The sequence below is a fragment of the Bacillus sp. FSL W7-1034 genome, from assembly GCF_038593365.1.
In the GTDB taxonomy this organism is placed as follows: Bacteria; Bacillota; Bacilli; order Bacillales; family Bacillaceae; genus Bacillus; species Bacillus altitudinis.
This window is the reverse complement of the sequence record NZ_CP151989.1, coordinates 2,958,199-2,983,555: the sequence shown is the minus strand read 5'-3', so window position 1 is coordinate 2,983,555 and position 25,357 is coordinate 2,958,199. Positions and strand designations below refer to the sequence as shown.

24 protein-coding genes are annotated in these 25,357 nt (G+C 41.6%); 19 read left to right on the top strand and 5 right to left on the bottom strand.

Features of this window, described 5'->3' with window-relative positions; translation table 11 throughout:
* Position 1: 1 nt before the first annotated feature.
* The 6 genes from sufD (at position 2) to NST73_RS15445 (ending at position 7,285) form a co-directional block, all read left to right on the top strand.
* Positions 2-1,315: a Fe-S cluster assembly protein SufD gene (sufD, locus tag NST73_RS15470; RefSeq protein ID WP_342499200.1), complete on the top strand. Its 1,314-nt coding sequence runs from the start codon at positions 2-4 to the stop codon at positions 1,313-1,315.
* Positions 1,315-2,535 (top strand): cysteine desulfurase, encoded by a 1,221-nt coding sequence (locus NST73_RS15465; RefSeq protein ID WP_058336897.1) that lies wholly within the window; start codon positions 1,315-1,317, stop codon positions 2,533-2,535. Before sufD ends, NST73_RS15465 begins: the two co-directional genes overlap by 1 nt.
* Positions 2,525-2,971 carry a Fe-S cluster assembly sulfur transfer protein SufU gene (sufU, locus tag NST73_RS15460; RefSeq protein ID WP_003212941.1) on the top strand — a complete coding sequence of 149 codons (447 nt, stop codon included), beginning with the start codon at positions 2,525-2,527 and terminating at the stop codon, positions 2,969-2,971. The genes NST73_RS15465 and sufU overlap by 11 nt, the downstream gene beginning before the upstream one ends.
* A gap of 17 nt (positions 2,972-2,988) precedes the next feature.
* Positions 2,989-4,386: a Fe-S cluster assembly protein SufB gene (sufB, locus tag NST73_RS15455; RefSeq protein WP_007500362.1), complete on the top strand. Its 1,398-nt coding sequence runs from the start codon at positions 2,989-2,991 to the stop codon at positions 4,384-4,386.
* A gap of 417 nt (positions 4,387-4,803) precedes the next feature.
* The gene (locus NST73_RS15450; RefSeq protein WP_144679204.1) at positions 4,804-5,370 is read left to right on the top strand and encodes a TetR/AcrR family transcriptional regulator; all 567 of its coding nucleotides are present in this window, start codon (positions 4,804-4,806) and stop codon (positions 5,368-5,370) included.
* Between the two features lie 58 nt (positions 5,371-5,428).
* Positions 5,429-7,285, top strand: a complete 1,857-nt coding sequence (locus NST73_RS15445; RefSeq protein WP_342499199.1) for an alpha/beta fold hydrolase — start codon at positions 5,429-5,431, stop codon at positions 7,283-7,285.
* Between the two features lie 78 nt (positions 7,286-7,363).
* Here NST73_RS15445 and NST73_RS15440 read toward each other — a convergent pair whose 3' ends face one another.
* The gene (locus NST73_RS15440; protein WP_342499198.1) at positions 7,364-8,008 is read right to left on the bottom strand and encodes an NAD(P)H-dependent oxidoreductase; all 645 of its coding nucleotides are present in this window, start codon (positions 8,006-8,008) and stop codon (positions 7,364-7,366) included.
* 82 nt (positions 8,009-8,090) lie between these two features.
* Between NST73_RS15440 and NST73_RS15435 the strand changes: the two genes are divergently transcribed.
* Complete coding sequence (locus NST73_RS15435) at positions 8,091-8,441, top strand: HTH domain-containing protein (RefSeq protein WP_342499197.1); 351 nt, start codon at positions 8,091-8,093, stop codon at positions 8,439-8,441.
* Between the two features lie 15 nt (positions 8,442-8,456).
* The gene (locus NST73_RS15430) at positions 8,457-9,029 is read left to right on the top strand and encodes a WYL domain-containing protein (protein WP_342499196.1); all 573 of its coding nucleotides are present in this window, start codon (positions 8,457-8,459) and stop codon (positions 9,027-9,029) included.
* 78 nt (positions 9,030-9,107) lie between these two features.
* Here NST73_RS15430 and NST73_RS15425 read toward each other — a convergent pair whose 3' ends face one another.
* On the bottom strand, positions 9,108-10,313 hold the full coding sequence (locus NST73_RS15425; protein WP_342499195.1) for a DUF418 domain-containing protein: 1,206 nt from the start codon (positions 10,311-10,313) through the stop codon (positions 9,108-9,110).
* Between the two features lie 237 nt (positions 10,314-10,550).
* Between NST73_RS15425 and NST73_RS15420 the strand changes: the two genes are divergently transcribed.
* From NST73_RS15420 to NST73_RS15380, 9 genes are all read left to right on the top strand, one after another.
* Positions 10,551-11,246, top strand: a complete 696-nt coding sequence (locus NST73_RS15420; protein WP_024719771.1) for a response regulator transcription factor — start codon at positions 10,551-10,553, stop codon at positions 11,244-11,246.
* Positions 11,233-12,540: a HAMP domain-containing sensor histidine kinase gene (locus NST73_RS15415; protein WP_342499194.1), complete on the top strand. Its 1,308-nt coding sequence runs from the start codon at positions 11,233-11,235 to the stop codon at positions 12,538-12,540. The genes NST73_RS15420 and NST73_RS15415 overlap by 14 nt, the downstream gene beginning before the upstream one ends.
* A gap of 38 nt (positions 12,541-12,578) precedes the next feature.
* Entirely contained in the window at positions 12,579-13,007 is a 429-nt protein-coding gene (gene psiE, locus NST73_RS15410) for a phosphate-starvation-inducible protein PsiE (RefSeq protein WP_024719769.1), read from the top strand.
* A 291-nt stretch (positions 13,008-13,298) separates the two neighbouring features.
* Positions 13,299-14,210: an alpha/beta hydrolase gene (locus NST73_RS15405; protein ID WP_079920607.1), complete on the top strand. Its 912-nt coding sequence runs from the start codon at positions 13,299-13,301 to the stop codon at positions 14,208-14,210.
* Positions 14,211-14,281: 71 nt separating this feature from the next.
* The gene (locus NST73_RS15400; protein WP_045034560.1) at positions 14,282-15,184 is read left to right on the top strand and encodes an alpha/beta fold hydrolase; all 903 of its coding nucleotides are present in this window, start codon (positions 14,282-14,284) and stop codon (positions 15,182-15,184) included.
* A 139-nt stretch (positions 15,185-15,323) separates the two neighbouring features.
* Positions 15,324-16,277, top strand: a complete 954-nt coding sequence (locus tag NST73_RS15395) for an iron-siderophore ABC transporter substrate-binding protein (RefSeq protein WP_007500381.1) — start codon at positions 15,324-15,326, stop codon at positions 16,275-16,277.
* 70 nt (positions 16,278-16,347) lie between these two features.
* Positions 16,348-17,364, top strand: a complete 1,017-nt coding sequence (locus NST73_RS15390) for an iron ABC transporter permease (protein WP_008346988.1) — start codon at positions 16,348-16,350, stop codon at positions 17,362-17,364.
* Positions 17,357-18,394, top strand: a complete 1,038-nt coding sequence (locus NST73_RS15385; protein WP_039168968.1) for an iron ABC transporter permease — start codon at positions 17,357-17,359, stop codon at positions 18,392-18,394. The genes NST73_RS15390 and NST73_RS15385 overlap by 8 nt, the downstream gene beginning before the upstream one ends.
* Positions 18,395-18,415: 21 nt before the next feature.
* Positions 18,416-19,159, top strand: coding sequence for an IucA/IucC family C-terminal-domain containing protein (locus NST73_RS15380; RefSeq protein ID WP_058336889.1), 744 nt, complete (start codon positions 18,416-18,418; stop codon positions 19,157-19,159).
* Between the two features lie 15 nt (positions 19,160-19,174).
* Here NST73_RS15380 and NST73_RS15375 read toward each other — a convergent pair whose 3' ends face one another.
* Positions 19,175-20,053: an endonuclease gene (locus tag NST73_RS15375; protein WP_342499193.1), complete on the bottom strand. Its 879-nt coding sequence runs from the start codon at positions 20,051-20,053 to the stop codon at positions 19,175-19,177.
* A 173-nt stretch (positions 20,054-20,226) separates the two neighbouring features.
* On the opposite strand from NST73_RS15375, the gene NST73_RS15370 reads away from it, so the two are divergent.
* Entirely contained in the window at positions 20,227-21,462 is a 1,236-nt protein-coding gene (locus NST73_RS15370; RefSeq protein ID WP_178929915.1) for an alanine--glyoxylate aminotransferase family protein, read from the top strand.
* Between the two features lie 163 nt (positions 21,463-21,625).
* Entirely contained in the window at positions 21,626-22,819 is a 1,194-nt protein-coding gene (locus NST73_RS15365; RefSeq protein WP_008346860.1) for a tetracycline resistance MFS efflux pump, read from the top strand.
* 48 nt (positions 22,820-22,867) lie between these two features.
* Here NST73_RS15365 and NST73_RS15360 read toward each other — a convergent pair whose 3' ends face one another.
* On the bottom strand, positions 22,868-24,025 hold the full coding sequence (locus tag NST73_RS15360; protein WP_342499192.1) for an oxalate decarboxylase family bicupin: 1,158 nt from the start codon (positions 24,023-24,025) through the stop codon (positions 22,868-22,870).
* A gap of 64 nt (positions 24,026-24,089) precedes the next feature.
* Positions 24,090-25,262 (bottom strand): helix-turn-helix domain-containing protein, encoded by a 1,173-nt coding sequence (locus NST73_RS15355; protein WP_342499191.1) that lies wholly within the window; start codon positions 25,260-25,262, stop codon positions 24,090-24,092.
* Positions 25,263-25,357: the final 95 nt, after the last annotated feature.

The window sequence follows — 25,357 nt, the reverse complement described above, 5'->3', positions numbered from 1 at the left end:
GATGACATTAGAAACGAAATTATCAGTAGATCAAGATTATGTCAAAAGCTTCTCCGAGAAGCATCAGGAACCGGTATGGATGAGTTCCCTTCGCTTACAGGCTCTTGAAAAAGCAGAAGACCTTCCAATGCCAAAGCCTGACAAAACGAATATTTCTAAATGGAATTTAACCAATTTCAAACAGCATACAGTCGAAAGTGCGCCATTTGGATCTTTAGAAGAGCTTCCTGAAGAAGTGAAGTCTCTTATTGATTTAGAGGACACGGATAAGACAGTCTATATACAGCGTGATCAAACGCCAGCATACTTGTCTCTTTCTACGGAAGCAAAAGACAAAGGCGTGATCTTCACTGATATCCATACAGCGATTCGCGAACATGGAGACCTAGTGAAGAAATATTTCATGACAGATGCAGTGAAAGTGGATGAGCACAAATTAACAGCTCTACATGCTGCTTTAGTGAATGGCGGAGCTTTCCTCTATGTACCGAAAAACGTAGAGCTTGAAGCACCCATTCAAGCCGTTTATCTTCATGAAAATGACAAAACAACGTTGTTCAACCATGTCATCGTTGTAGCAGACGATCATAGTGCTGTGACATATGTCGAAAACTACATCAGTACGGCAACACCAGAAGAAGCGATCTTCAATATCGTGTCTGAAGTCTTCACGGGTGCAAATGCCCGCGTCACTTACGGTGCAGTGGATAACCTTGCAGAAGGTGTGACAGTCTATGTGAATAGACGTGGTATGGCAAATGGTCGTGACAGTAAAATCGAATGGGCACTTGGCCTGATGAATGATGGAGATGTCGTGTCTGAAAACATCACGAAGCTTATGGGCGACGGTACATTCGGTGATACAAAATCAGTTGTTGTTGGCCGCGGGAATCAAACGGAAAACTTCACAACAAGCATCATCCACTTCGGTAAAAACTCTGAAGGGTATATCTTGAAGCATGGTGTCATGAAGGATCAAGCATCTTCTATCTTTAACGGGATTGGTAAAATCGAGCATGGCGCAACGAAGTCAAATGCAGAGCAAGAATCTCGTGTTCTCATGCTGAGTGAGAAAGCACGCGGTGACGCTAACCCAATTCTTTTAATCGATGAAGATGATGTAACAGCAGGGCACGCTGCTTCTGTTGGGCGTGTTGATCCAATTCAACTCTATTACCTCATGAGCCGTGGGATTTCCAAAGAAGATGCAGAAAGACTTGTCATTTATGGCTTCTTAAATCCAGTCGTCAAAGAACTGCCGATTGAAGGAGTTAAAAAGCAGCTCGTTTCTGTGATTGAAAGGAAAGTAAAATAATGAATATCAAAGACGTTCGTGAGCAGTTTCCAATCCTTCATCAGCAAGTGAACGGACATGATTTGGTGTATTTGGACAGTGCAGCGACATCTCAAAAACCACGAGTTGTCATTGAAGCAATGAATGAGTATTACCGGTCTTACAACTCGAACGTCCACCGGGGTGTTCATACCCTTGGCACAAGAGCAACGGACGCATACGAGGGTGCAAGAGAGAAAGTTCGAGCATTCATTGGCGCTTCTTCTGTCCAGGAGATTATTTTTACTAGAGGTACAACAACAGCACTGAACACAGTGGCAATCAGCTATGCTAGAGCAAACCTTAAAGAAGGCGATGAGATCGTCATTACGCATATGGAACATCATGCGAATATCATCCCTTGGCAGCAGGCAGCAAAAGCAACTGGCGCCACATTGAAATATATTCCGTTACAGGAAGACGGCACGCTGTCGCTTGAAGATGTGAAGCAAACCATCACACATCAAACGAAAATCGTTGCTGTCACACATGTTTCAAACGTATTAGGAACCATCAACCCAATTAAAGACATCGCAAAGATTGCTCACGATCACGGTGCAATTATCGTCGTCGATGGTGCCCAGAGCACCCCTCACATGCAAATTGATGTTCAGGACTTGGATTGCGACTTTTTCGCCTTCTCTGGGCATAAAATGTGTGGACCGACTGGCATTGGTGTTCTTTACGGGAAGAAGGACCTTTTGAATAATATGGAGCCTGCTGAGTTTGGCGGTGAAATGATCGACTTTGTGGATCTATATGATTCTACATGGAAAGAGCTGCCGTGGAAATTTGAAGCGGGAACACCGATTATTGCAGGAGCAATTGGGCTCGGAAAAGCGATTGATTTCTTAAATGACATCGGAATGGAGGAAGTCAGCCGTTACGAGCATCAGCTTGCGACTTATGCACTTGAGCGCTTTAAGGAGCTTGAAGGTGCCACGGTTTACGGACCGCAGCACCGAGCTGGACTTGTGACGTTTAACTTGGACGACGTCCATCCTCATGATGCCTCAACTGTTCTAGATACGGAAGGTGTCGCCATTCGTGCTGGACATCACTGTGCACAGCCGCTCATGAAATGGCTTGGTGTATCAGCGACTGCAAGAGCAAGCTTCTATCTGTACAATACAGAAGAGGAGATTGACGAGCTCATGGCAGCGCTCCGTAAGACAAAGGAGTATTTTACGAATGTCTTTTAATGTAAACTTAGACACACTGTACAGACAAGTGATTATGGATCATTATAAAAATCCGAGAAACAAAGGTGTGTTAAACGACAGCATTGTCGTCGATATGAACAACCCTACGTGTGGTGACCGCATTCGTCTCACGATGAAAATCGAAGACGAAAAGGTCATGGATGCGAAATTTGAAGGAGAAGGATGCTCGATTTCGATGGCATCTGCCTCTATGATGACGCAGGCGATTAAAGGGAAAGATATTGAAACAGCTTTGAAAATGTCTCAGATTTTCTCCGATATGATGCTAGGAAAAGAATACGACGATTCCATTGATCTTGGTGACATTGAGGCGCTGCAGGGAGTCGCAAAATTCCCGGCGCGCATCAAATGTGCAACATTATCCTGGAAGGCGCTTGAAAAAGGCGCATCTGCCGAAGATAACGGCAAATCATAAGATTGGAGTGAAAATGGATGGCTAAAAAAATGCCAGATGTTGGTGAATATAAATACGGCTTTTCTGATAAAGACGTTTCCATTTTCCGTTCAGAGCGCGGACTGACAAAAGAGATCGTTGAAGAAATTTCTCGTATGAAAGAAGAGCCTCAGTGGATGCTCGACTTCCGTTTGAAATCTCTTGAGCACTTTTACAACATGCCGATGCCACAATGGGGCGGAGATTTAAATGCATTAAACTTTGATGAAATTACGTACTACGTAAAACCATCAGAACGCTCTGAGCGTTCTTGGGATGAAGTACCAGAAGAAATCAAACAAACCTTTGATAAGCTTGGAATCCCTGAAGCAGAGCAAAAGTACTTAGCAGGTGTATCTGCTCAGTATGAATCTGAAGTTGTGTATCACAACATGAAGCAAGATCTTGAAGATCTAGGCATTGTGTTTAAAGATACAGACAGTGCATTAAAAGAGAACGAAGACATCTTCCGTGAGCACTGGGCAAAAGTCATTCCTCCGACTGACAACAAATTTGCTGCGCTTAACTCGGCTGTATGGTCTGGTGGTTCATTCATCTACGTACCAAAAGGCGTAAAAGTAGATACACCACTTCAAGCATACTTCCGAATCAACTCTGAGAACATGGGTCAGTTCGAACGTACACTGATCATCGTTGATGAAGGCGCACACGTGCATTACGTAGAAGGTTGTACAGCTCCAGTTTACACAACAAACTCACTTCATAGTGCGGTTGTTGAAATCATCGTGAAAAAAGGCGGCTACTGCCGTTATACAACGATTCAAAACTGGGCAAACAACGTCTTCAACCTTGTGACAAAACGTACAGTATGTGAAGAGAATGCAACAATGGAATGGATTGATGGAAACATCGGTTCTAAGCTGACAATGAAATACCCAGCTGTCATCTTAAAAGGTGAAGGCGCTCGTGGTATGACATTAAGTATTGCCCTAGCAGGTAAAGGTCAGCACCAAGATGCAGGTGCAAAAATGATTCACCTTGCACCAAACACATCTTCAACGATCGTATCGAAATCGATTTCCAAACAAGGCGGTAAAGTCACATACCGTGGAATCGTACACTTCGGACGCAAAGCAGAGGGTGCACGCTCAAACATCGAGTGTGACACACTCATCATGGATAACAAATCAACATCTGATACGATTCCTTATAATGAAATCTTAAACGACAACATTTCATTAGAGCACGAAGCGAAGGTATCAAAAGTATCAGAAGAGCAGCTATTCTACTTGATGAGCCGCGGAATTTCTGAAGAAGAAGCAACAGAAATGATCGTCATGGGCTTCATCGAACCATTCACAAAAGAACTGCCAATGGAATACGCCGTTGAAATGAACCGTTTGATTAAGTTTGAGATGGAAGGTTCGATCGGTTAACCGTTGATATAGAGGGGATTAAAGGTGTTTAGACGTTATATTTATATTAAGCACCCACAAAGCGCCCACAAAATTTAATTATTGAACATACCGCAGATACAATTCCTTTGGTCCTCAATTTTTGGGTGACATGGAGATACGTGTCTGCGGTTGTTTTTTATACTAGAATGTCTTAACCTTTCCCATACATAGTTCTTATTCAAAACGTTTACAGCATGGCTATGCTCAATGCATGTCTTTTATAAACTTCTCTGAAATACTTTCTCACAACATTTGTTTTGAACCTTTTAAAGGAGAAATGATTTTACCTTTAAGGCCGCTAACAACTTCGAGGTTCAGATCAACTTTATTCAAAATAAATACTTGCCACATTCAAATTAGTACTGTATAGTTCTAAATATGACAAAGGTAAAATTAATGAATCAAAAACGTGTACTTGAAGTAGCTGCAACTTTATTTTTAGAAAAAGGGTTTGCTTATACGAGTATGGACGAATTAGTTCGTGTAAGCAAAGTATCAAAGTCTAATGTGTATTATCACTTTTCTAATAAGGAGGAATTATTAGAAGGGGTCGTTGATTATTGGATTGATATGTATCAAGCTGCAATGGATGACGTACTGTCTCAGACCCAATTTTCAGTTGAAGATCGTATTCAACTGTTTTTAAAGCAATTATCACAAGGCGTTCAGTCGAGAGAGTATCAGGGAGGCTGTCCATTTATTACTCTTTATATTCAAAGTCCTGCACAGGCCACACATATAAAAGAAAAAATAGGTCTTTTTTTTACAGGATTACAAAAGAAAGTTTCTCTATTACTGAAACAAGGGGTAGAGAATGGGGAATTCAGAGATACGATTCAGATTGATGAGGTGGCATCCCTTTTTATGACAAATCTTGAAGGAGCGTTATTTATTTCAGAAACATTGAAGGATGCCACTGTCATCACAAAAACAGCAGATCATTTATTTAACTTGCTTCGATAACAGAAGCATTTTTTTTACATCAAATTAGTACTGATTAGTACTAAAAAGGAGACCTCATATGAAAACAGTACTTTTAATTGGTGGAACGGGCTTTATTGGGAAGCAATTAGTCGAGGAATTAGCGAAAGAGGATGTGAACATTCTTCTTTTAGTAAGGTCAAAAAGTAAAGCAACACGCATTTTTCAAGAAAGAGGCATTTTAAAAGAGGGAGTGATGCACTTTGTTGAAGGTGATTTGACGAAAGTTGATTTGGGTCTAAGTCCTGAAAATCAGGAGAGGGTATTGAAAACGGATGTGATCATTCACGCAGGAGGACCCATGGATATTCAAGCAACCAGTAAAGAGGCAGCTTCCGTCTTTTTAAATGGCGCCAAATATATTGGTGAATTAGCTAAAAGTATTCATCAATTGAAGGGCTTGCAGCAATTTATCCATGTTGTCGGTTATATGAGTCCCTTTGATGATCAAAATAGCAAGATTGCCATCGACGTGTTTGAAGAAGGAAACGATTACTTGAAAATAAAAAATCCTTATGAGAGAACAAAGTTTTTAGCAGATCTTTATATTCGTCAACAGGCATCTTCAGTAGGTTATCCTCTTTCTGTCATTAATCCGCCAACTGTCGTTGGTAGTAGTCAAACAGGGAGTACAGAGCAAATTGCAGGATTGGGTTTGCTTGTAAAGAGTATGCGAAGAGGGCTCATGCCGGTGATTCCTGGAGGTAAGGACTATCGGTTACCACTTATTTCAAACGATGAGTTTGCGAAGTTTATTGTACAGGTTTTCAAGTTGGAGCAGCCGGCTATTCAAACATATACACTTGTTGAAGACAAAGAGAACGATCAGAACGTTGCTGGACTATTAAGTATTATGTCAGAAAGTATGAATATGAAGGCACCTAGCATCTCTGTCCCAATGCCACTGATGAAAGCTATCATGAATAGTGGTGTAAGTAAACTCACAAACATTCCTTCTGACGGATTGAATTTTATGACAAAACGAACGTTCTCAAATGTTTCAGTGAAAAAAATAATGGGAGAAGATTGGTTTAAGAAGACGAGTGTCATGACATTTTTCCCTGCTGTAGTAGCTGATCTAGATTATCGAATGATGGCTCAAAATGGTGAGCACCAACATTTATTTAAACGAACATTATGCGATAATAACACCCTTTACCAATTACAAGGAGAAGGGAAGCCGTTTATTTTATTACATGGTTTATTGAGTGATGGAGAAGATTTATTTCCTTTAGCACAAGAGCTTCATGAGAAAACAGGTCAACCTGTATGGATTTTGGACCTTCCTGGTTTGGGGCGTTCTCCATTTAAACGAGAGAAACATCTTCTAGATATCTATTTAAATGTAGTGAAAAAAGTAATAGAGAAAGCGACGAATGGTGCACATCTAATCGGTCATTCATTCGGTGCGTATATTCTTCTAGAAGCTTTGGCACAAAAGTACATAGATAAGAAGTATTCCATCACTTTACTTCAGCCGCCTGTTGCTAAACAAAAGGCAAAATCACTACATGTTCCTCAATTTCTGAACAAATGGACATTAAGATTGGCAACGACTCATTTGATAGAGCGTTATGTGTTAAGAAATGGTTTGTTTGAAAGCACGGAGAGCATCCCTAAACATTATATTGAAAAAATCAGAAACAGCTTTACTTCTCCTAGAATTTTAAATACGACGGTTCAGCTTAACCATTTATTACTGAAAACCGATCGAGGTGACTTTAAAGAAGTCACAAAGGATCATCTTCACATGATTTGGGGGGAGTATGACAGAGGCTATTCTGCGCCATCGCATCTTGGGAAGGTTGATTTTGTTCCGTATGGCCACCATTTCCCTCTTAGCCATCCGAGTGAAACGGCAGTATTAGTCATCAATAATATTTGTACTAGCAGATAGGAGTCACCCCAAAACGAAAAAATGAGAATGATGACAAGTGAGCAAAATTTTTCGTTCTGGGTCTTGAAAAAATAGAAGTTAACGAGGTGCATAAAACGCATCTAAGGTTTTCGTCATATCATCAGATGCAGATTGTAAGATAGTCCTTTGATCTAAAATCGCTGTTCCTTGTGCCCGGACAATATGAAATTGATGAAAACCCATCAAGTTTTGGAATATTTCCTGTAGATAATAATATGAAAATTCCAGTGGTGTGTACCGATCGTTATTTGTGAAAATTGAGCCACTTGCTTGAAGCAATAGTACACGATAATCGTCAGTCATCAGACCAACAGAACCATTTTCTGTATATTTGAACGTTTCTCTCGCAATAAGTATATTATCTATATAATCTTTCATTCGTGAAGTCACATTGAAATTATGAACAGGTGACACGATCACAATTCGATGATGTGCTTTGAATTGAGCCAATAAAGCAGATGAAGCAGCGGCGATTCTTTCCTCTGCAAGTGTTAATGTTTGTTCAGATGCTTGCTTTTCCCAAATACCTAGTAGCTGTTCTTTTTCGATACGGGGAATTTCAGTTCCATATAAATGTAAAATGGTAGGCTCCTCATAAGGAAATCTTTCTTTAAACTGTTTTAAAAATAGTGTTTGCAGTTTGTTTGAATAACTTTCTCGATGAGTGAAATCTGGGTGCGCGTTAATGATTAATGTTTGCATATACATGCTCCTTTTCTTTTGATAAGCTGAGTATAAATGATAAAGGTGACAAAAGAAGTCACCTTTTTAAGAGGGAAGGCAAATGAAAAAATCAGAACGATTAAACCAAGAACTTATTTTTTTAAGCGATAAACACTCTTTTCAGTTAAAGGACTTACAATCCGAATTTGGCATTTCTAAACGTACGGCTTTAAGAGATATGGAAGAGCTAGAGTCCATGGGCTTAGCTTTTTATGTTGAAAATGGCAGACATGGAGGATATCGGCTCGTGAATCAATCTCCATTGGTTCCGATCTATTTTCAAATAGATGAAGTTCAAGCCATTTTTTTCGCTCTTAAAGCCTTAGATCTGTTGTCAGCAACACCGTTTAAAAAGTCTTACTCACAAATTCGCCAAAAACTGTTTGCTACAATGTCTGATGAGAGAAAATAAAGGATCACGGAGACGTTGGATGTCATTCATTACTATCATGTTGCGCCAGTAAGTGAACAAAATCATTTGGATTTGATATTGCAGGCAATGATGGAAAATCAAATCGTGAAGATGACATACACTCAATATGAACATAAAAGGATCAGGCTACAATTTCTTGAGTTGTTTTATCGAAATGGGATTTGGTTCACCGAAGCATATGATGTTCAGAATAAAAAGTGGGGCATCTACAGATGTGATTGTATGACGGACATGATGATCGAAGAAGAAACGAAAGACACTTTTACGAAGGAAGAATTAAAAGCACTGCAGCTCGAGTACGAAAAAACCTATCATGATATCTCTTTTAAATGTCGATTAACGGAACAAGGGAAAGAGAAGTTTTTGAAGAATCATTATCCGAATATGAGATTGGAGACCATTGATGATACGCCTTATATTGTAGGGGGATACAACCAAGAAGAATTATCGTATATGACTCACTATTTGATCTCATTTGGGAAACATGTGAAAATTGAATACCCCGATGAATTAAAAGAGAGTTATTTGACTCAATTGCAAGAAATGATGGATCAATATATAAAATGAACGGATTGTATCTGAACCACAAAAACTCAACACATGAAAAAAGGCGAACTGTCGTAATTCGCCTTTTTTCTATTACTTCTACTTCGCCGCCTGAAATGTATTTGTTTTCGATTGGTCATTGACCTTTCCATACGTCAGCTGACGCCAGATAAATTCCATCGGTCCAGACTTAAATCGCTTTAACCATAACGTACTGAAAAGGACAAGGAAGGCATACACGCCAATAGCCATGAAGAACGTGCCAGCCGGTGAAAGATGATCGGCAAGTCCAGCTCCGTACTTGAGAAATAGCATTGTTCCAATAATGGAGTGAAGCAAATAACAGGTCAGGGACATTCGTCCGACTTTGGTGAACACCATTAAAGCACCTCGCAGCTGAGGAATGTGCAGAAACAGCATCGCAAGTGAACTCATATAAAACATACTGCCAGTCAAGCCCCCATTTTGCTCAAGTGCAGAGACAATGTTCATCCATGGCGTATTTCCAAAAGAGTTGACCGCCGTCATAATCGTACTGGCTAGTGTGATAAGAAAAGCAATTGTACAAATCATCCAGATCCGATTCCAAATCGCTTTTTTCGTCTCCATGTTTTTGAAAAACGACATTTTCACAAAATACACACCAAGTAAAAACATGAAGAACATGGAATAGACGGTGGAAAATGAGCTCGAAGCCATCGTGAACATATCCGTCCACCGGTCACCTATCGATGCTAAATAAGTCAGACTGTTGTGACTGGTCAATTCAAAATCGGCAAAATCCGGCTTGCCTGATGATCCTGTACTGATGGTATTGAGCAGCATGGTGAAAAGAGGCGTGAGCAATTGAATCACAAAGAGTGTGATGAGCCAGTACTGGATGGTTTTGGCTGTGCGTTTGTAAAAGAAAAGCAGTAAAAAGCCCGCGATAGCATAATAGGTTAAAATATCTCCAATCCATACAAACGTGACATGCAGAAGACCGATCCCTAAGAGAATGGTTAATCTGCGAGCAAACAACTTGTTCGGGCTGTCCACCTTTTGAGCGGCTCGATCCATAAATATCATAAAACCAACCCCGAATAGAAAAGAAAATAACGTAATGAATTTCCCCGAGGCAAACCAATTCACAATGTGGTGAAAACCATCATTAGACTCCATCTCAAATCCCTTGACCGAATCCACAATCAAAAAATAGTTGACCAAAATAATTCCCATTAAGGCGAATCCTCGTACGATGTCCAAGAAATGCACCCGTTCTTTGAGACTCATTGGTTGTCCGTGTTCTACCTTGTTTACATTCATATCTATGCTCCTTTTCGTGTATTGGATCTAAAGATAAATCCTTCAATGAATCAATATACAGGTCAATTCTTAATCATTTATGAAGATCCAATTTTTTGAAAATAAATGTGACAACTTGATGGCAATTGATCATATTCATAAACACTTAAGATTTATGGTGTATCTTTTCACATAGCTAGATGATATATAGTAATAACATATAAGAATGAACATCATGAAGGATGAGGTGATTGAGACATGACCCATCGAATATTAGTTGTAGAGGATGATCAGGAGATCGGTGATCTTTTGCAGGAATCTCTGACACGTGCAGGGTATGAGGTGCTGAGAGCCATGAATGGCAAGCAGGCATTGTATGTTGTAGATGATTCGCTTGATTTGGTGATTTTGGATGTTATGATGCCAGGTATCTCTGGGATCGAAACGTGCCAGCAAATAAGAGCCACCTCAAATGTGCCAATTTTATTTTTGACCGCCAGATCTAGTACATGGGATAAAACCGAAGGACTACTCGCTGGCGGAGATGATTATATGACAAAACCTTTTTCAGAAGAGGAGCTTCACGCTAGGGTCATGGCGCAATTGCGCAGATATACCATCTATCAGGAAAAAAAGGAACAGGAAGAAACCTATTTAGTTGGCGGTAGCCTGAAGGTGAGTGAAGAATTTAATGAAGTGTGGAAAAATGGGCAGCAAATCAAGTTATCTGATTTAGAATATCGGATATTAAAACTGCTCATGAACAAACGAAACAAAATATTTTCTGCTCAAAATATTTATGAAAGCGTGTGGGGCCAGCCTTATTTTTATTGTTCAAACAATACGGTCATGGTGCATATCCGAAAGCTGCGTGCCAAAATTGAAGATGACCCGGCTCGTCCCGTGTATATCAAAACAGAATGGGGGAGAGGATACCGGTTTGGCACATCGTAAATATACGCTGACCAAAAAGCTGTCACTGCTCATTTTGGTCGCTGCTATCGTAAGTGGTGTTGTCTTTTTGACACTGCAAAAGATCACCGATCACCTGATCGAAGGATATTTGAGTTCAGATGAGTATGATCAGGCAGAGTCAGCCAGATACATTCAAACCTTCAGCCGCTATGTTTCAGAACATGAGCTGACTTCAACAGATCGAAAAGCATTCGGTGAGTGGGTGAAAAAAGAAGATTATATTAATCTCACTGTTTACAAGGATGAAGTGCTTCAATATGACTCGATTTACTCTGCCGCTGACGAATCGGCCTATGGGAAAGAAAAGGTGACCGACTACGCAAAGCGTCATTCTTACCCGGTTCAATTTAGCGACGGAGAAGGTAGGGTTATGGTAGACGGGTTTTACTCCTCTCGATATCACGATCTCGCCTTTACACTAGAACTGCTTGGTGCAACACTCATTTTTCTCCTGATTGTGCTTGTTGGCATTCGCCGAAGCCTACGTTACTTGCAAACGATCCGTGAAGAGATTCATATTCTTGAAGGCGGTGAGCTCGATTATGAGATGACAGTGAAGGGGCATGATGAATTGGCCATGATTGCAAAGAGCATTGAGGATTTAAGAACAGCCTTTTTGGACAAGCTTCAGGCCATTGATGATCTGCAGGAAGAGAGCCGCAGTTTGGTGACCGAAATGTCGCATGATATGAGGACCCCGCTGACATCACTCATCATGAATCTGGAATTTGCGAAAAAAGAGGAGGCTCTAGCGGATACCCGCAAGGAGCAATATATAGCGAGTGCGTATGGAAAAGCCCTGCAATTAAAGAATCTGTCTGACAATCTATTTGCCTATTTCCTGCTAGATAAAGAGCACGAGTCAGAGCTTGAAACCGTTGCAGTGAAAGAAGTGATTTATGATCTTCTATCAGATCAGGTCGCCCTGCTGCATCAGGAGAATTTCACGGTCCATATTGTAGGCGAAATGCCGGATAGCTATATTAACGTAAACGTCGAGGAACTTGGCAGAGTGTTTGATAATGTGATGTCAAATTTACGTAAATACGCAGATCCTGAAAAGAACATTCAGATCACTTTTTTATCCGACCAAGATGTCTTTGAAATCCATGTGAGCAATGCGATAAAAAAGACAGACATCATCCCGGAAAGCAATGGACTCGGGGAACGAAGCATAAAGCGGATGATGTCCCGAATGCATGGACAGTTTGAAAGTGGAGAAAAGAACGATACCTACTACATCGTGCTGCGATTTTGGAATACCAAAATGTAGAGAGTAAAAACAACATCATGGAATGGGGAAACAATCTGATGAAACGATTCAACAATTTCCAAAAGGTACCTGATCTTCTGCAAGCCCTTCTGAATATCTGCCTGTTCTTTCTAGCGATTGCGCTAAGCGTACTCTTAATTAGTGAAACATGGTACATCGTACAATTCGTATATAAAACAGTGTTTAACAAAGGAGAAAGCTATTATGGAATGCTTGGCGAGCTGCTGATCTTCTTTATGTATTTTGAGTTTATCGCCTTAATTATTAAATACTTTAAATCCAACTTTCATTTTCCGCTACGTTATTTTATTTATATTGGCATCACAGCTGTCATCCGTTTGATTATCATTGATCATGAACAGGCCGTATCGACATTCTGGTGGGCACTGGCCATTCTTGCGATGACCTGTGCACTCTTTATCGCGAGCAAAAGAGATACTGCTCATGAGCATGAGGAAGTGAAGTGAGGAAGAAGAAGGACGAGTGGTCAAGACTCGTCTTTTTTGTGTTTAAATGAACAGTTTTTGAATATGTGTTGATTAATGAACAATGATTGAAAGATTGACAATTGATGATGATGGATCTAGAAAATATAATGTAAATAGACAGGTGTTCATAAATGAATAGATGTATAGAAAAAGTATTCTGTCCAAAGCAGTTAACGGATTCACAAGTTCTTATGTTATGCTTTAGAAAAAGAGAAACCATTCTTTTCCTAGACATTGATTGTCATCATTCTATCTATAGGGGTCGATCGTATGCGAAGTATTCAAAGTTTGTTTGTTGAATGGTTACTTGTACTTACAAAGAAGAAACTAAATGTTGAGGGGTATTTAGAGGAACGAAGAATGGCGAATCAATTACCTTATGTGCTGCCTGAGAAGTTGAAAAAGAAATATCGCATCACCAAAAGCAGCATGTTTTCAGTCGATACGTACATGTTGAAATCAGATGTGCAGCCAGATGATCATCAGGTGCTATTTTTACATGGAGGAGGCTATATTGAGCAGCCGCTCGTATGGCATTGGCGTTTCTTGGATCGATTGACGAAGCAATTAAATAGTACGGTGTATGTGCCAGTTTATCCTAAAGCACCGAATCATCAGTATATGGATGCAATCGAGAGTGTTCTCCCAGTTTACCAAGCTCTTTTAGAAAAAGGAACACCAGAAAAAATCGTCATCATGGGTGATTCTGCTGGCGGCGGTTTATCGTTGGCCTTTGCTCAATACTTAGCAAAAAAAGGTCTTCCGCAGCCTGGAAACTTGATTCTATTATCACCTTGGCTTGATGTGACATTAAGTAATCCTGATATCGCTAAAATGGTTCCAAAAGAGCCAATGCTCAACCTAGATTTACTGATCGAATCGGGCAAAGCCTATGCAGGTGAAACAGATGAAACACATCATTTGATCAGTCCAATCTATGGAGAAATCAAATCGTTAGGACGAATTTCTGTTTTTATTGGCACTCATGAATTCTTTCTCCCAGATGCCCGGAAATTCAAAGAGATGGCAGACAAGCAGGGTGTTCCCATCAACTATATCGAATACCCAAAAATGAATCACGTCTTTCCTGTCTTCCCTATTCCCGAAGCGAACCAAGCGTTAAAACAAATTGTCGCCATTATTGAGAGTAAGACGTTCCCTTTGAGGGATATGACAAAATAGGATGCGAACATGAGGATGGCCAGCAATGCTCTAGCCATTCTCGTTTCTAATTGGAGGATCAAAAGTTAATTATGAACGAAACAGAACCGTTCTCATTTACAAGTATGCAGGAAGTAGCTCCTGTAGCTATTCCAGAAAGACAGTTCATTCAATCACATGACGGCATACGTCTTGCTTATTATCCGTTTTTATCAGAAACAAACACGCAGACCAATGTGATCATCATTCATGGCGGAGGCGCTCACAGCTTGGCTGGTTATGAGCATATCGCCTATACATTGCAACATGATTTTCACGTGAATGTGTTTTTGCTGGATTTGAGAGGCCACGGATATTCTGAAGGAAAGAAGGGGGATACACCCAAAGTCACTGACGTGTGGCAAGATATTTCGCAAGTTGTGGATGTCATCAAACAGCAGCACGAAGGAGCACTTTATCTTTGTGGTCATTCCTCTGGAGCTGGATTGCTGCTTCAATATCTATCTTGGGATGAAAAAAGAAAAGTAGACGGTTACTTTTTTATTGCTCCTGAATTTGGCTACAAATCTGACACAGCAAAGTCTAATCAAGTCCCTTTTGCCACAGTTCAAGTTTGGAAATTCGTGCTATCCGCGATGACAAAAGGAAGGCTGATGGGGCATTCAGAAGCTGTACGATTTCACTACCCAGCATGGGTAATTGCACAAGATCCACTTCTTTTAACAGGCATTACCATCAATATGTCTCTTGCCTTAACGCCATCTGCACCTCAAAAACAATTTGCAAGGCTGGACCAGCCTTATGGCATGTTTGTTGGAAGCGAGGATGAGTTATACGACGTAGACAAATTTCATCCATATCTGGCGCTTCCAAATCAGCAGGTAAAAAATCAATCTGTTTACCAAGTGATAGAAAACCATACTCATTTGTCCATTTTACTAGAATCAGGAAAAAAGATTGGGCGTACCATCCAAATGTGGAAAAGTTCCATTTAACCTGAACAACTAGTCAACACTCTACCTTTTTCTTAAAAATTTACATTGACACCATCCTTTTCTATGATAAAATCATAGTGTGATAATGAGAATCGTTATCAAACGATATGACTACATATAGAATGGATAGGTGAGGTACATGTTCAAAAAATCTTTTTGGTCGCTATTAGTTGTGCTCTCCATCGTATTACTTGCGGCTTGTGGCAGTAATAGCAGCGAAGGCAAGTCAGATAGTAATGAGAAAACAAGAACCGTTGAAAGCGCTATCGGTTCAACTGAAATTAAAGGGTCGCCTAAACGTGTAGTGACGTTGTATCAAGGAGCAACTGATGCAGCCGTCGCTATGGGCATTAAACCAGTGGGTGTTGTAGAATCTTGGCTTGAAGCACCTACGTATAAATATTTAAGAGATGATTTAAAGGGTGTCAAAATTGTTGGGCAGGAAACACAACCAAACTTAGAAGAAATTGAAAAGCTGAAGCCAGATTTGATCATTGCATCAAAAATCCGTCACGAGCAAATTTTTGATCAGCTGAAAGAAATCGCTCCAACTGTTGCAACAGAAACAGTGTTCACTTTTAAAGACACAGTGAATTTAATGGGTGAAGCGTTAAACAAGCAAGACAAATCGAAAGAATTGCTGACGAAGTGGGATGACCGTGTCGCTGACTTCAAAGAAAAAGCAAAGAAAGACATTAAAAACTGGCCAATGAGTGTGTCTGTGGTGAACTTCCGTGCAGATCATGCAAGAATCTATCAAACTGGGTTTGCAGGTTCAATTTTAACAGAGCTAGGCTTTGAAGGTCCTAAAAATGTCAAAGATAAAAAGCAAGATATCATTACACTTACAGACAAAGAGAGCATTCCACAAATGGATGCAGATGTGATCTATTACTTCATGGATGATCAGGATAAAGCAGTTGAAAAAGCATATAAAGAGTGGACAAGTCATCCTTTATGGAAGCAGCTTGACGCAGTGAAAGCGAAACAAGTGCATAAAGTCGATGAAATCACTTGGAACATGGCTGGCGGTATCACCGCTGCAAACATGATGCTTGATGATATTTATGATCGTCTAGGGCTTGATAAATAAGTGTAGCAGAGGAGAAAATGTGAAAAACCATTTTCTCCTTTTTCCATAACAGATTGAAAGCGGGAATCAGATGAGAAGTTTATTAAAAAAGGATTCGAGCAAGGCACTGCTATTTGCTGGATTCATCGTGTTGATGTTGGTCTTTTTTATGCTCAGTATTTCTCTTGGGCAAACCTCAATTTCCCTCAAAGCCACCATCCATGCGTTTCTTCAGTTTGATGAGTCAGATCCAAACAGTGTGATTGTCATGACATCCAGATTATCAAGAGCTTTAATTGCGACGGTTGTTGGATCAAGTCTAGCGATTTCAGGTGCACTCATGCAGGCATTGACGAGAAATCCGCTGGCTGCACCAGATCTTTTAGGTATTAATGCAGGTGGACTCTTTTTTATTGTGATTTCGATTGTTTTCTTTTCTACCGAGTCGTTAACAGGTTATATGTGGACGGCCTTTTTAGGAGCTGCCATTGCAGGTATGCTTGTCTTTCTTCTAGGCTCCATTGGAAGAGACGGACTGACACCGGTCAAAATTGTACTCGCAGGTGCTGCGATATCTGCTCTGTTTGCGTCCTTTACTCAAGGACTTTTAATCGTGAATGAACAGTCCATTCAAAGCATCCTGTTCTGGATGGCTGGTTCAGTGTCAGGAAGAAGTATAGATATGCTGCTGCCTGTGCTGCCTTATATTCTTGGGGCGACTGTGGTGGCGCTGCTTCTTGGCCGCTCGATCAATGTCCTTTTATCGGGTGATGATATTGCGAAAGGGCTTGGCCAGCGTACGTTGCTTTTGAAGATGACGATGGGGGTACTTGTCGTCTTTTTAGCAGGAGGTTCCGTCGCTGTCGCAGGATCCATTGGATTTGTTGGTTTTCTTGTGCCGCATATTGTGAAAAAGCTTGTTGGACCTGACCACCGCTGGGTACTGCCGTATTGTGCCGTTGTAGGGGCGTCGCTTTTACTTGTCGCAGATCTTGCCGCTCGTTTTCTGATCATGCCGCAGGAAGTACCGATTGGTGTCATGACGGCAATTGCAGGAGCGCCTCTATTTGTTTATCTCGTGCGCAAGGGGTTGAAGACAGGTGGCTAAAACATATACAGTGCGTTCAAAGGGCGGGCGCATTTCATTTCAATTTTCAAAGCGGACGTTTTTGATTTTACTATTATTGACAGGCGTTGCCTTTGGTTTATTTATTCTGAGCCTTTGTATGGGCAGCCGCTTTATTCCGCCTACTGATGTGCTGCTGCATATCTTCGGACAAGGCGAGGGAAATACGTTTGTATTAAATACGTTGAGGATTCCAAGGACCCTGCTTGCGGTTTTAGTGGGAGCGGCACTTGCGGTATCGGGGCTTATTTTACAAGGTCTCATTCGAAATCCGCTTGCATCGCCTGACATCATAGGAATTACGAGCGGTGCGTCGTTTGGCGCCATTATGTTCATCGTCTTTTGGATGGGCACTGTGCCTATTGCTTATCAGTCGTTGTGGGCCATTGCAGGCGCTTTTGCGGTATCATGCCTCATTTATTTGCTTTCATGGAAAAAAGGCGTCAAGCCGATCACGCTCGTCTTGATGGGGATTGGGATTTCCGCCATTATGAAGGCGTGTGTGACGTTTACTCTTGTGCTCAGCGATACGATGACCACGACCAAGTCATACATCTGGCTGACGGGCAGTTTATATGGTTCTACAATGAAGGACGTCATCGCAATGCTTCCTTGGGTATTGATTATTTTACCGATTGTCATGGTGCTGGCAAGAACGATGAATGTGAAGGAGCTTGGAGATGATCTTGCAACAGGTCTCGGGGTCAAGGTTCAGGCGAAGCGGTTATTCTTTCTACTGATGAGTGTGACATTAGCCGGTATTGCCGTTGCATTCGCAGGTGGTATTGAATTTGTCGGACTGATGGCGCCACATGTGGCAAGGATGATCATCGGTCGTTCCTTTATTGCGCTTGTTCCAGCATCTGCGCTTGTTGGAAGTATTCTCGTGATGCTGGCAGACTTAGTTGCGAGAACGGCTTTTCTCCCGTTAGATGTCCCGGCAGGTGTTTTTACGGCGGCAATTGGTGCACCGTTCTTTATTTATTTGTTATATCAACAGCGAAATCGTTAAACGAAAGATGGGGGTTTTGATATGAAGCCAGAGTGGGTTGAGAGAGAATTACTTGATTTCGGGGTACACATCACAAATGGACCAATGACATCTGATCGCACACTTGCTGCGCTTTTTTCAGAAGCATCTATCAGACGTTTATTAGAAGCTGAAAAGGAAGCGATGCATGCACCGAATATAGCAGTGGCGGCGTCCATGTTTTCAAAACGCTATGCCTATTTAGCTGTTAGTTCTACTTTGTACTTGATGACGATGTATGATGCTGTCTACCGGTTTTCACCAGAGGCGTGTGTCTTTAGAGAAGATCGTAAAATTGAGCTAGATGAAACGCTCTGTTCATTTGTTCAGTTAGAAGGAGATCGTCATGAGTGGAGAGAGCAGGTCGTCCGCATGCTATTTACGCAGTGTGTCACACCTCTTTTAGATGTATTGAAACGTACTTCAAGACTTCCGTATTCGATTTTATGGGAAAATGTAGCGGTACGTATCAATTCTCTTTACCGTAGCATGATGCGAGAAACGGAAGAGCCTAAAATGAAAGAGCGCGTACGGGAGGATTATTTGTTTCTGAAGAAGGCATCGGGTGATCTTTTCGGAGTGAAGCAAAATCCTTTTCAGCACAGCTTAAATTTAGATGAAAGTTTGCTAGACACATCAAATCGAAAGACTTGCTGTATGTATTATAAGCTTGAGAAGAAATCGGAAAGTCTTGATTATTGTCTCGTCTGTCCGCTTGAAAAAAAGAAAGGCACTGCTTGTTCATAGCAGTGCCTCTCTTTTTTATTCCCAAATATCGCTTACCCATTCAGGGTGATCAATAAAAGGATTGCGATTGTGCTGGTACGTTTGATAGATGATTTCGTTACGATTCCGTTCGATTTGATCGACTGGATCTTGCTTGTGCCATTTCAATAGGACAGACATTTTGCCGTGAAGAGGGGCGCTTCCATTATTCACTTTGTTGTTCAATTCTAAATCTGGGAAACGGTCATCGCCTTCATATCGGACGGCCATATAAAAGAGCATTCTTGCTACATCTCCTTTCACCCGGCTATGAGGTTCAAATGAGTCGCTGTCGTAGAAGTTGCCCGGCGCTCCCTTGTATTCATTTCCGCCTATATCAAAATCTAAATTTCCTCGTGTGCTATTCGTTTGTACGTCTGTTGCCCGAAGGTGATGGAGATCTGTACCAGGTCCCTGGCTCGTCCCAAAATTGCCGTGAGATTTAGCCCACACATGCTCCCGGTTCCACTGTCCCACGTTTCCTCCATTTGCTTGCTTTGACCTGGAGATACCGCTATAGAGCAAGAGCACATTGCTTGGATTTTTTGGATCTTCATCCGTTTTCTTTAATGCATCCCAAACCTGGCTGTAGGATAGCTGCGTATGATCATCAATAATATCGTGTAATGCTTTCTTAAGAGCAGGTCCAGATTTGCCAGCAGCAGATTGGTAATAGGAATCAATTTGACTTGAAGCGGTTGTTTTCGCATGTTGAGCAGATGTTTCGGTTTGTAGCTGTAACGGGGAAAAGGTGATGGTTTGACTCGGTTCATTCAGAGTAAAGCCTTGAGCATTTGCAGCGGGAGACAGCGGAGCGGCAAATGTACCGAAAATCATGATTCCGGCGGCCACAGTTCCAAATAAAGATCTTTTCATTCTATTTCCTCCTTCATAGGGAATGTATACTCTTTAGTTCTATCATATTGCCATAAAGAAATAAATGGATGTATCGTAAATTTTATGTAACCAATTCGTAAGAAAAGAGATTGCTATTTTATCAGCATTGCTGTATAAGTGGGCATATAAGGATGGACACAGCAAGGGAGAGGATGGATAACGTGAAAGAACTACACACACCTACTAGAACCATTATGACACCAGGACCTGTCGAAGTAGATCCGAGAGTCCTTCGAGTGATGAGTACACCAATTCTTGGTCAATTTGATCCTGCATTTACAGAGATCATGAATGAAACGATGACCTTATTACGATCACTTTTTCAAACAGAAAATGAATGGGCTTATCCAATTGATGGGACGTCCCGCTCAGGACTTGAAGCTGTGCTTGCCAGTGTGATCGAGCCCGGAGATGTGATGCTCGTTCCGGTCTTTGGACGCTTCGGTCATTTGCTGATTGAAATTGGACAGCGCTATGGTGCTGAGGTACATACAATGGAATGTGAATGGGGAACGGTTTTTAAGCAAGACGACATCATCGCAGAGATGCATCAAGTCAAGCCGAAAATTGTTGCGATGGTTCATGGTGAAACATCTACCGGAAGAATACAGCCGCTTGAGAAAATTGGTGAAGCATGCCGAGCGCTTGATGCGCTTTTTATTGTAGACGCTGTGGCGACAATTGGTGGTGTCGAGGTCAAGGTAGACGAATGGAAAATCGATGCGGCAATTGGGGGCTCGCAGAAATGCTTGTCTGTTCCATCAGGGATGTCACCGATCACATATAATGAACGAGTGGCAGACGTCGTACAATCGAGAAAGAAAGTAGAAAAAGGGATTGCAACACAGGACGAACTGCAAAAACAGGTAGACATTTCTCCAATCAAAAGCAATTACTTTGATCTAAGCCAGCTGCAAGATTATTGGAGCCCGAGGCGGTTAAATCATCATACAGAAGCGACAACGATGCTTTATGCACTGAGAGAAGGGGTTCGACTTGTGCTAGAAGAAGGTCTGGAGGAACGTTTTCAACGCCACTTGTTTCATGAAAAGGCTTTAATGGCAGGACTTGAAGCGATGGGGCTTGAATTATTTGGTGATCCAGACTGCAAAATGCCGGTCGTGACGTGTATCGTCATTCCAAATGATATCGACGGAGAAGCGGTCCGGGCTGATCTTCTTCATCATTTTGGAATTGAAATTGCGAGTTCATTTGGGCCTCTTGCAGGACGGATATGGAGAATTGGCTCAATGGGCTATAGCTGCCGAAAGGAAAATATTCTATTTGTTTTAGCAGGCCTTGAAGCCATCTTGATGAAGTATGGAGCAGCTATCAATTGTGGCGCTGGGTTACAGGCGGCTCTTTCCATCTATGAACAAGCTGAATAAAAAAGGGATTCTCAAAATACTCGCCACCAGCGGGTATTTTTTATTTGGGAAAAAACGCTGTTTTTTGAAAAACTAGACTTATAGAGAGCGATATCGCTATACTGAAGAAGTTCTTATCATTTTTGTCATCATTTTCATTTATTTTAAAGAAAGAGGTTTTAATATGAAAAAAATGGGCAGATTGTACATTTTGATGCTCAATATTTTTATTGCCATGCTTGGATTTGGTCTGATCGTTCCTGTCATGCCAAGTTATATTGAAGCCTTTGGCGCAACTGGGAAAACACTTGGTTTCCTCGTTGCTGCAACTGGCCTCACACAATTTGCTTTATCACCCGTCGCTGGAGCGCTGACTGATCGATTTGGACGCAGAAAATTGATTATTGCCGGGATTGCCGGCTTTACGATTGCCCAGTTTATTTTTGCATTTGCGGATCAGCTTTGGATGCTGTTTGTGTCTCGGTTTTTTGGTGGTGCTGCCGGAGCTTTACTCATGCCCGCCATGTTTGCATACATCGCTGATATCACAAGTGAGAAGGATCGAGGGAAAGGAATGGGGCTATTTAGTGCAGCAATGACGTTAGGCTTTGTCATTGGACCAGGCGTAGGCGGCTATTTGGTTGAGTTTGGGATTGCTTTTCCTTTCCTCATCGCTGGTTCCTTTGCAGCCCTGTCGACGCTGTTGTCTTTCTTGTTCTTACCTGAAACTTTAACAAAGGAAAAGCAGGAAGAAGCACGATTGAATAAAGAGCTTCATTTCAATCCTTTTACGCAGATGATTCAGGCTTTAAAAACACCATACGGTTTTTTGTTTATCTTGGCCTTTGTTTTGAATTTCGGAATCATTCATTTTGAATCGATCTTTGGCTTATATGTGGACCAAAAACATGGCTTTACACCGAAGGATATTGCATTTGTCATTACGGTAGCTGGACTTGCGGGTGTCATCGTTCAAGGTGCTTTAGTGAATACCTTTGTGAAACGATTTGGCGAAATGCGTGTCGTCCGTTATGCCCTTTTAGCTGCGGCGTTTATGCTGATCGCCTGCCGCTTTGCCCCTTCCTTTTGGCTAATTTTTACGGGCTCCATTTTATTTTTATCAGCCACCTCGTTTGTTCGTCCAGCTCTCAATACATTACTATCTAAAATGGCAGGGAATCAGCAGGGGGTAGCAGGCGGCCTTAATACCTCCTTTATGAGCCTTGCAAATATTGTCGGGCCAAGTCTTGCGGGTATTTTATTTGATGTGAATATTGAGCTGCCATTTATGTTTGGAACGCTGGTGCTTTGTATGAGTTTCATTGCTTCTATTTTATGGGCGAAAAAAGCGCAGCAACATTCCCATGCCGTATCGTAAAGACAGCATAGAAAAAACCGATCAGCACACATGGATCGGTTTTTTTCGTCATCGCTCATACTTCACGACTGGTGATTTTTCTTTATGCAGCGCATGAATCAATGCATCGTCTACATGCAAATGCTCCTTCACTAATTGAGGAGGGGTTAAGGCCATCCATTGGTTCAATGAAATATCAGCAAATCGATCGCTTTTAAACATTTCTAGAAACCAAAGGCTCGTTTGCCCGATATTTTGTATGTAATGCCCCATCCCGAAAGGAACATAACCAACATCACCTGCTCTGTAATTAAAGGTGCGAGCTGTCCCGCCTGCTCCAAAAACCGTCATTTTGGCTGTACCGGTTAAATAGTATTGCCACTCATCATTATTCGGGTGCCAGTGCATTTCTCTCATCCCGCCAGGTTTTACCTCCACAAGTGCAGCAGCAATGGTTTTAGATACTGGAAAATTGCGTGAGTCGACGATTCGCACGGTTCCACCAGAGGTCACGATTGGTTTTTGACGAAGGAGCTGGTGGGTAAATGGCGGTTTGATGGCGCCGTATGGATCAGAGACTGTTTGGCTTTCAATGGATGCCGGTGAAGAGCCTTGAAACATATAGCGTTGTTTATGTGGAATGTGATCAAACAGCTTGATTGGCACGCCGAAATTAGCAGAAAGAATGTCTTTTGGTGTATGAGCAAACCAGTCTGTGATGGTGAACGTATCAAATTCAGAAAAAGCACCATCATCAAACACAAGAAGAAACTCACAGCCATCCTCAAGACCTTGAATGGAGTGCGGAATACCGGGTGGGAAATACCACAAGTCTCCTTCTTCTACATCAGCGATCATATTCCGTCCTTCTGCATCTACAGATGTGATCCGGGCTTTGCCTAAAATCATATATGCCCATTCCGCCTGCTTATGCCAATGAAGCTCACGAACACCTCCGCGCGTAAGCCGCATGTTCACACCAGCAATTGTTGTTGAAACAGGCAGCTCTCGCTCGGTAATTTCCCTCGACCAGCCGCCATGATTCAAGTGCATATGTGTATCAGAATATGAAAATTTTAAATTAGGAATCGTCCCCGCATCCGTTTTAGGGGGAACGAACATATCTGGGTTCTCCATATCACGCAGAACGTCTCGCGGGCCTAAATCGGTTGCGCCGGCCCCATCGTCTCGAATCGGTTGCGGGATGTGACGAATCTCCTCATCCATTTGACACCACTCCTTGTCATTCACATTTCTCCTCCAAAATATATGAGACGTAAGAAAAAAAGATTCAATTGGAATCGGCTGAAAGGTGCTTTTGAATCCGCAAAGCTAATCGCAAACGCAATGTTGCATCAGGATCTTTTAGGCTGATCTGGAGCAGTTCTTCACATTTCTCCAGTCGATATATCACGGTGTTGCGATGAACAGATAAACGTTTGGCTGTTTCTGAAATATGGCAATGTGTTTCGACATAAACAGATAAGGTGTGGAGAAGGTTTGGATCGACTTGTGATTGTTCATATAATGGGTGGAGGTACCGCTCATAGAATGTTGTTAAATCTTTTGGTGGGATGAGCTTCAGTAAATCTGACACATCTTTTGCTTGATAGAACTGAATATATTCAGCTCGTAATGAGAGCTGGCCTGATTGCAGAGCATGGGCAGCTTCACTGAATCCTTTTGGCAGATCGGTGATGAGATAACCGCTTAAGCTTACACCAAAGGAAATGGTGGCATTCACATGCTGTTTAATAAGGATCTGCATTTGTTTTAAAAAAGAGCAGATCGATTTGTTCATTGCCTGCCAGCCGCCAGTCTCTTCTATAAGGAAGATGCTGATATCTCCTTTGACAAAAAGAAAGGCGGGAAATGGACAGTGCGAAAGGGTGCTTTCAAGTAAAGCAAACACATCATCTACAAGGGTTTGCTGCTTAAGGAAACAACTGAAATGACTGTTCTGATCAAGTTGAGAGACGATACATAAATAGGGAATCGTTGTGTTTACTCCAAACATGCGTGCCAGACAGGCAACATCTTGCTCTGAGGAAATCGTCCCCTCCATCCATTTGCGAAACCATTCATTTTTGGCTCGCTCTGTCGATTGCTTGATGGCATGTTGTTTGATGCGTGAAATGGACATGGCATGTACAGCTTGTTCAATTATCAAATGCAGCCCCATGTCGTCTTGAGGATGAATGAAGGCGGGAACGACTAAATAATCATAAGCTTGTTCGTTTATATAGATAGGAAAAACAGAAACGCTTTCTTTTGAATGAACCATAGAAAAATAATGCTGTTGCGTACTGTGAAACAAGCGGAGCATTTGTATCCAATCTGGATTTGTCATACCTTGGGGTGAGGTGAAAAGAATACGTCCATACTGATTGATCAAATAGACAGGCTGATGAATTTTTTGGGCCACTTTTTGCAATGCTTCAACATGATGATCGACAATGTTCATATCCACTCATTCTCCTTTTTTTTAGAGCTGAAGCCTTTGGTGAAGATGAATAAAAAAATGGACAATCGCTGTCAAAGTCTCTGATATCAATTTTA

Coding starts and splice junctions, on each gene's coding strand:
- sufD (WP_342499200.1), top strand. CDS start 2: ATGACATTAGAAACGAAATTATCAGTAGATCAAGATTATGTCAAAAGC.
- NST73_RS15465 (WP_058336897.1), top strand. CDS start 1,315: ATGAATATCAAAGACGTTCGTGAGCAGTTTCCAATCCTTCATCAGCAA.
- sufU (WP_003212941.1), top strand. CDS start 2,525: ATGTCTTTTAATGTAAACTTAGACACACTGTACAGACAAGTGATTATG.
- sufB (WP_007500362.1), top strand. CDS start 2,989: ATGGCTAAAAAAATGCCAGATGTTGGTGAATATAAATACGGCTTTTCT.
- NST73_RS15450 (WP_144679204.1), top strand. CDS start 4,804: ATGAATCAAAAACGTGTACTTGAAGTAGCTGCAACTTTATTTTTAGAA.
- NST73_RS15445 (WP_342499199.1), top strand. CDS start 5,429: ATGAAAACAGTACTTTTAATTGGTGGAACGGGCTTTATTGGGAAGCAA.
- NST73_RS15440 (WP_342499198.1), bottom strand. CDS start 8,008: ATGCAAACATTAATCATTAACGCGCACCCAGATTTCACTCATCGAGAA.
- NST73_RS15435 (WP_342499197.1), top strand. CDS start 8,091: ATGAAAAAATCAGAACGATTAAACCAAGAACTTATTTTTTTAAGCGAT.
- NST73_RS15425 (WP_342499195.1), bottom strand. CDS start 10,313: ATGAATGTAAACAAGGTAGAACACGGACAACCAATGAGTCTCAAAGAA.
- NST73_RS15420 (WP_024719771.1), top strand. CDS start 10,551: ATGACCCATCGAATATTAGTTGTAGAGGATGATCAGGAGATCGGTGAT.
- psiE (WP_024719769.1), top strand. CDS start 12,579: ATGAAACGATTCAACAATTTCCAAAAGGTACCTGATCTTCTGCAAGCC.
- NST73_RS15405 (WP_079920607.1), top strand. CDS start 13,299: ATGCGAAGTATTCAAAGTTTGTTTGTTGAATGGTTACTTGTACTTACA.
- NST73_RS15400 (WP_045034560.1), top strand. CDS start 14,282: ATGAACGAAACAGAACCGTTCTCATTTACAAGTATGCAGGAAGTAGCT.
- NST73_RS15395 (WP_007500381.1), top strand. CDS start 15,324: ATGTTCAAAAAATCTTTTTGGTCGCTATTAGTTGTGCTCTCCATCGTA.
- NST73_RS15390 (WP_008346988.1), top strand. CDS start 16,348: ATGAGAAGTTTATTAAAAAAGGATTCGAGCAAGGCACTGCTATTTGCT.
- NST73_RS15380 (WP_058336889.1), top strand. CDS start 18,416: ATGAAGCCAGAGTGGGTTGAGAGAGAATTACTTGATTTCGGGGTACAC.
- NST73_RS15375 (WP_342499193.1), bottom strand. CDS start 20,053: ATGAAAAGATCTTTATTTGGAACTGTGGCCGCCGGAATCATGATTTTC.
- NST73_RS15370 (WP_178929915.1), top strand. CDS start 20,227: ATGGATAACGTGAAAGAACTACACACACCTACTAGAACCATTATGACA.
- NST73_RS15365 (WP_008346860.1), top strand. CDS start 21,626: ATGAAAAAAATGGGCAGATTGTACATTTTGATGCTCAATATTTTTATT.
- NST73_RS15360 (WP_342499192.1), bottom strand. CDS start 24,025: ATGGATGAGGAGATTCGTCACATCCCGCAACCGATTCGAGACGATGGG.
- NST73_RS15355 (WP_342499191.1), bottom strand. CDS start 25,262: ATGAACATTGTCGATCATCATGTTGAAGCATTGCAAAAAGTGGCCCAA.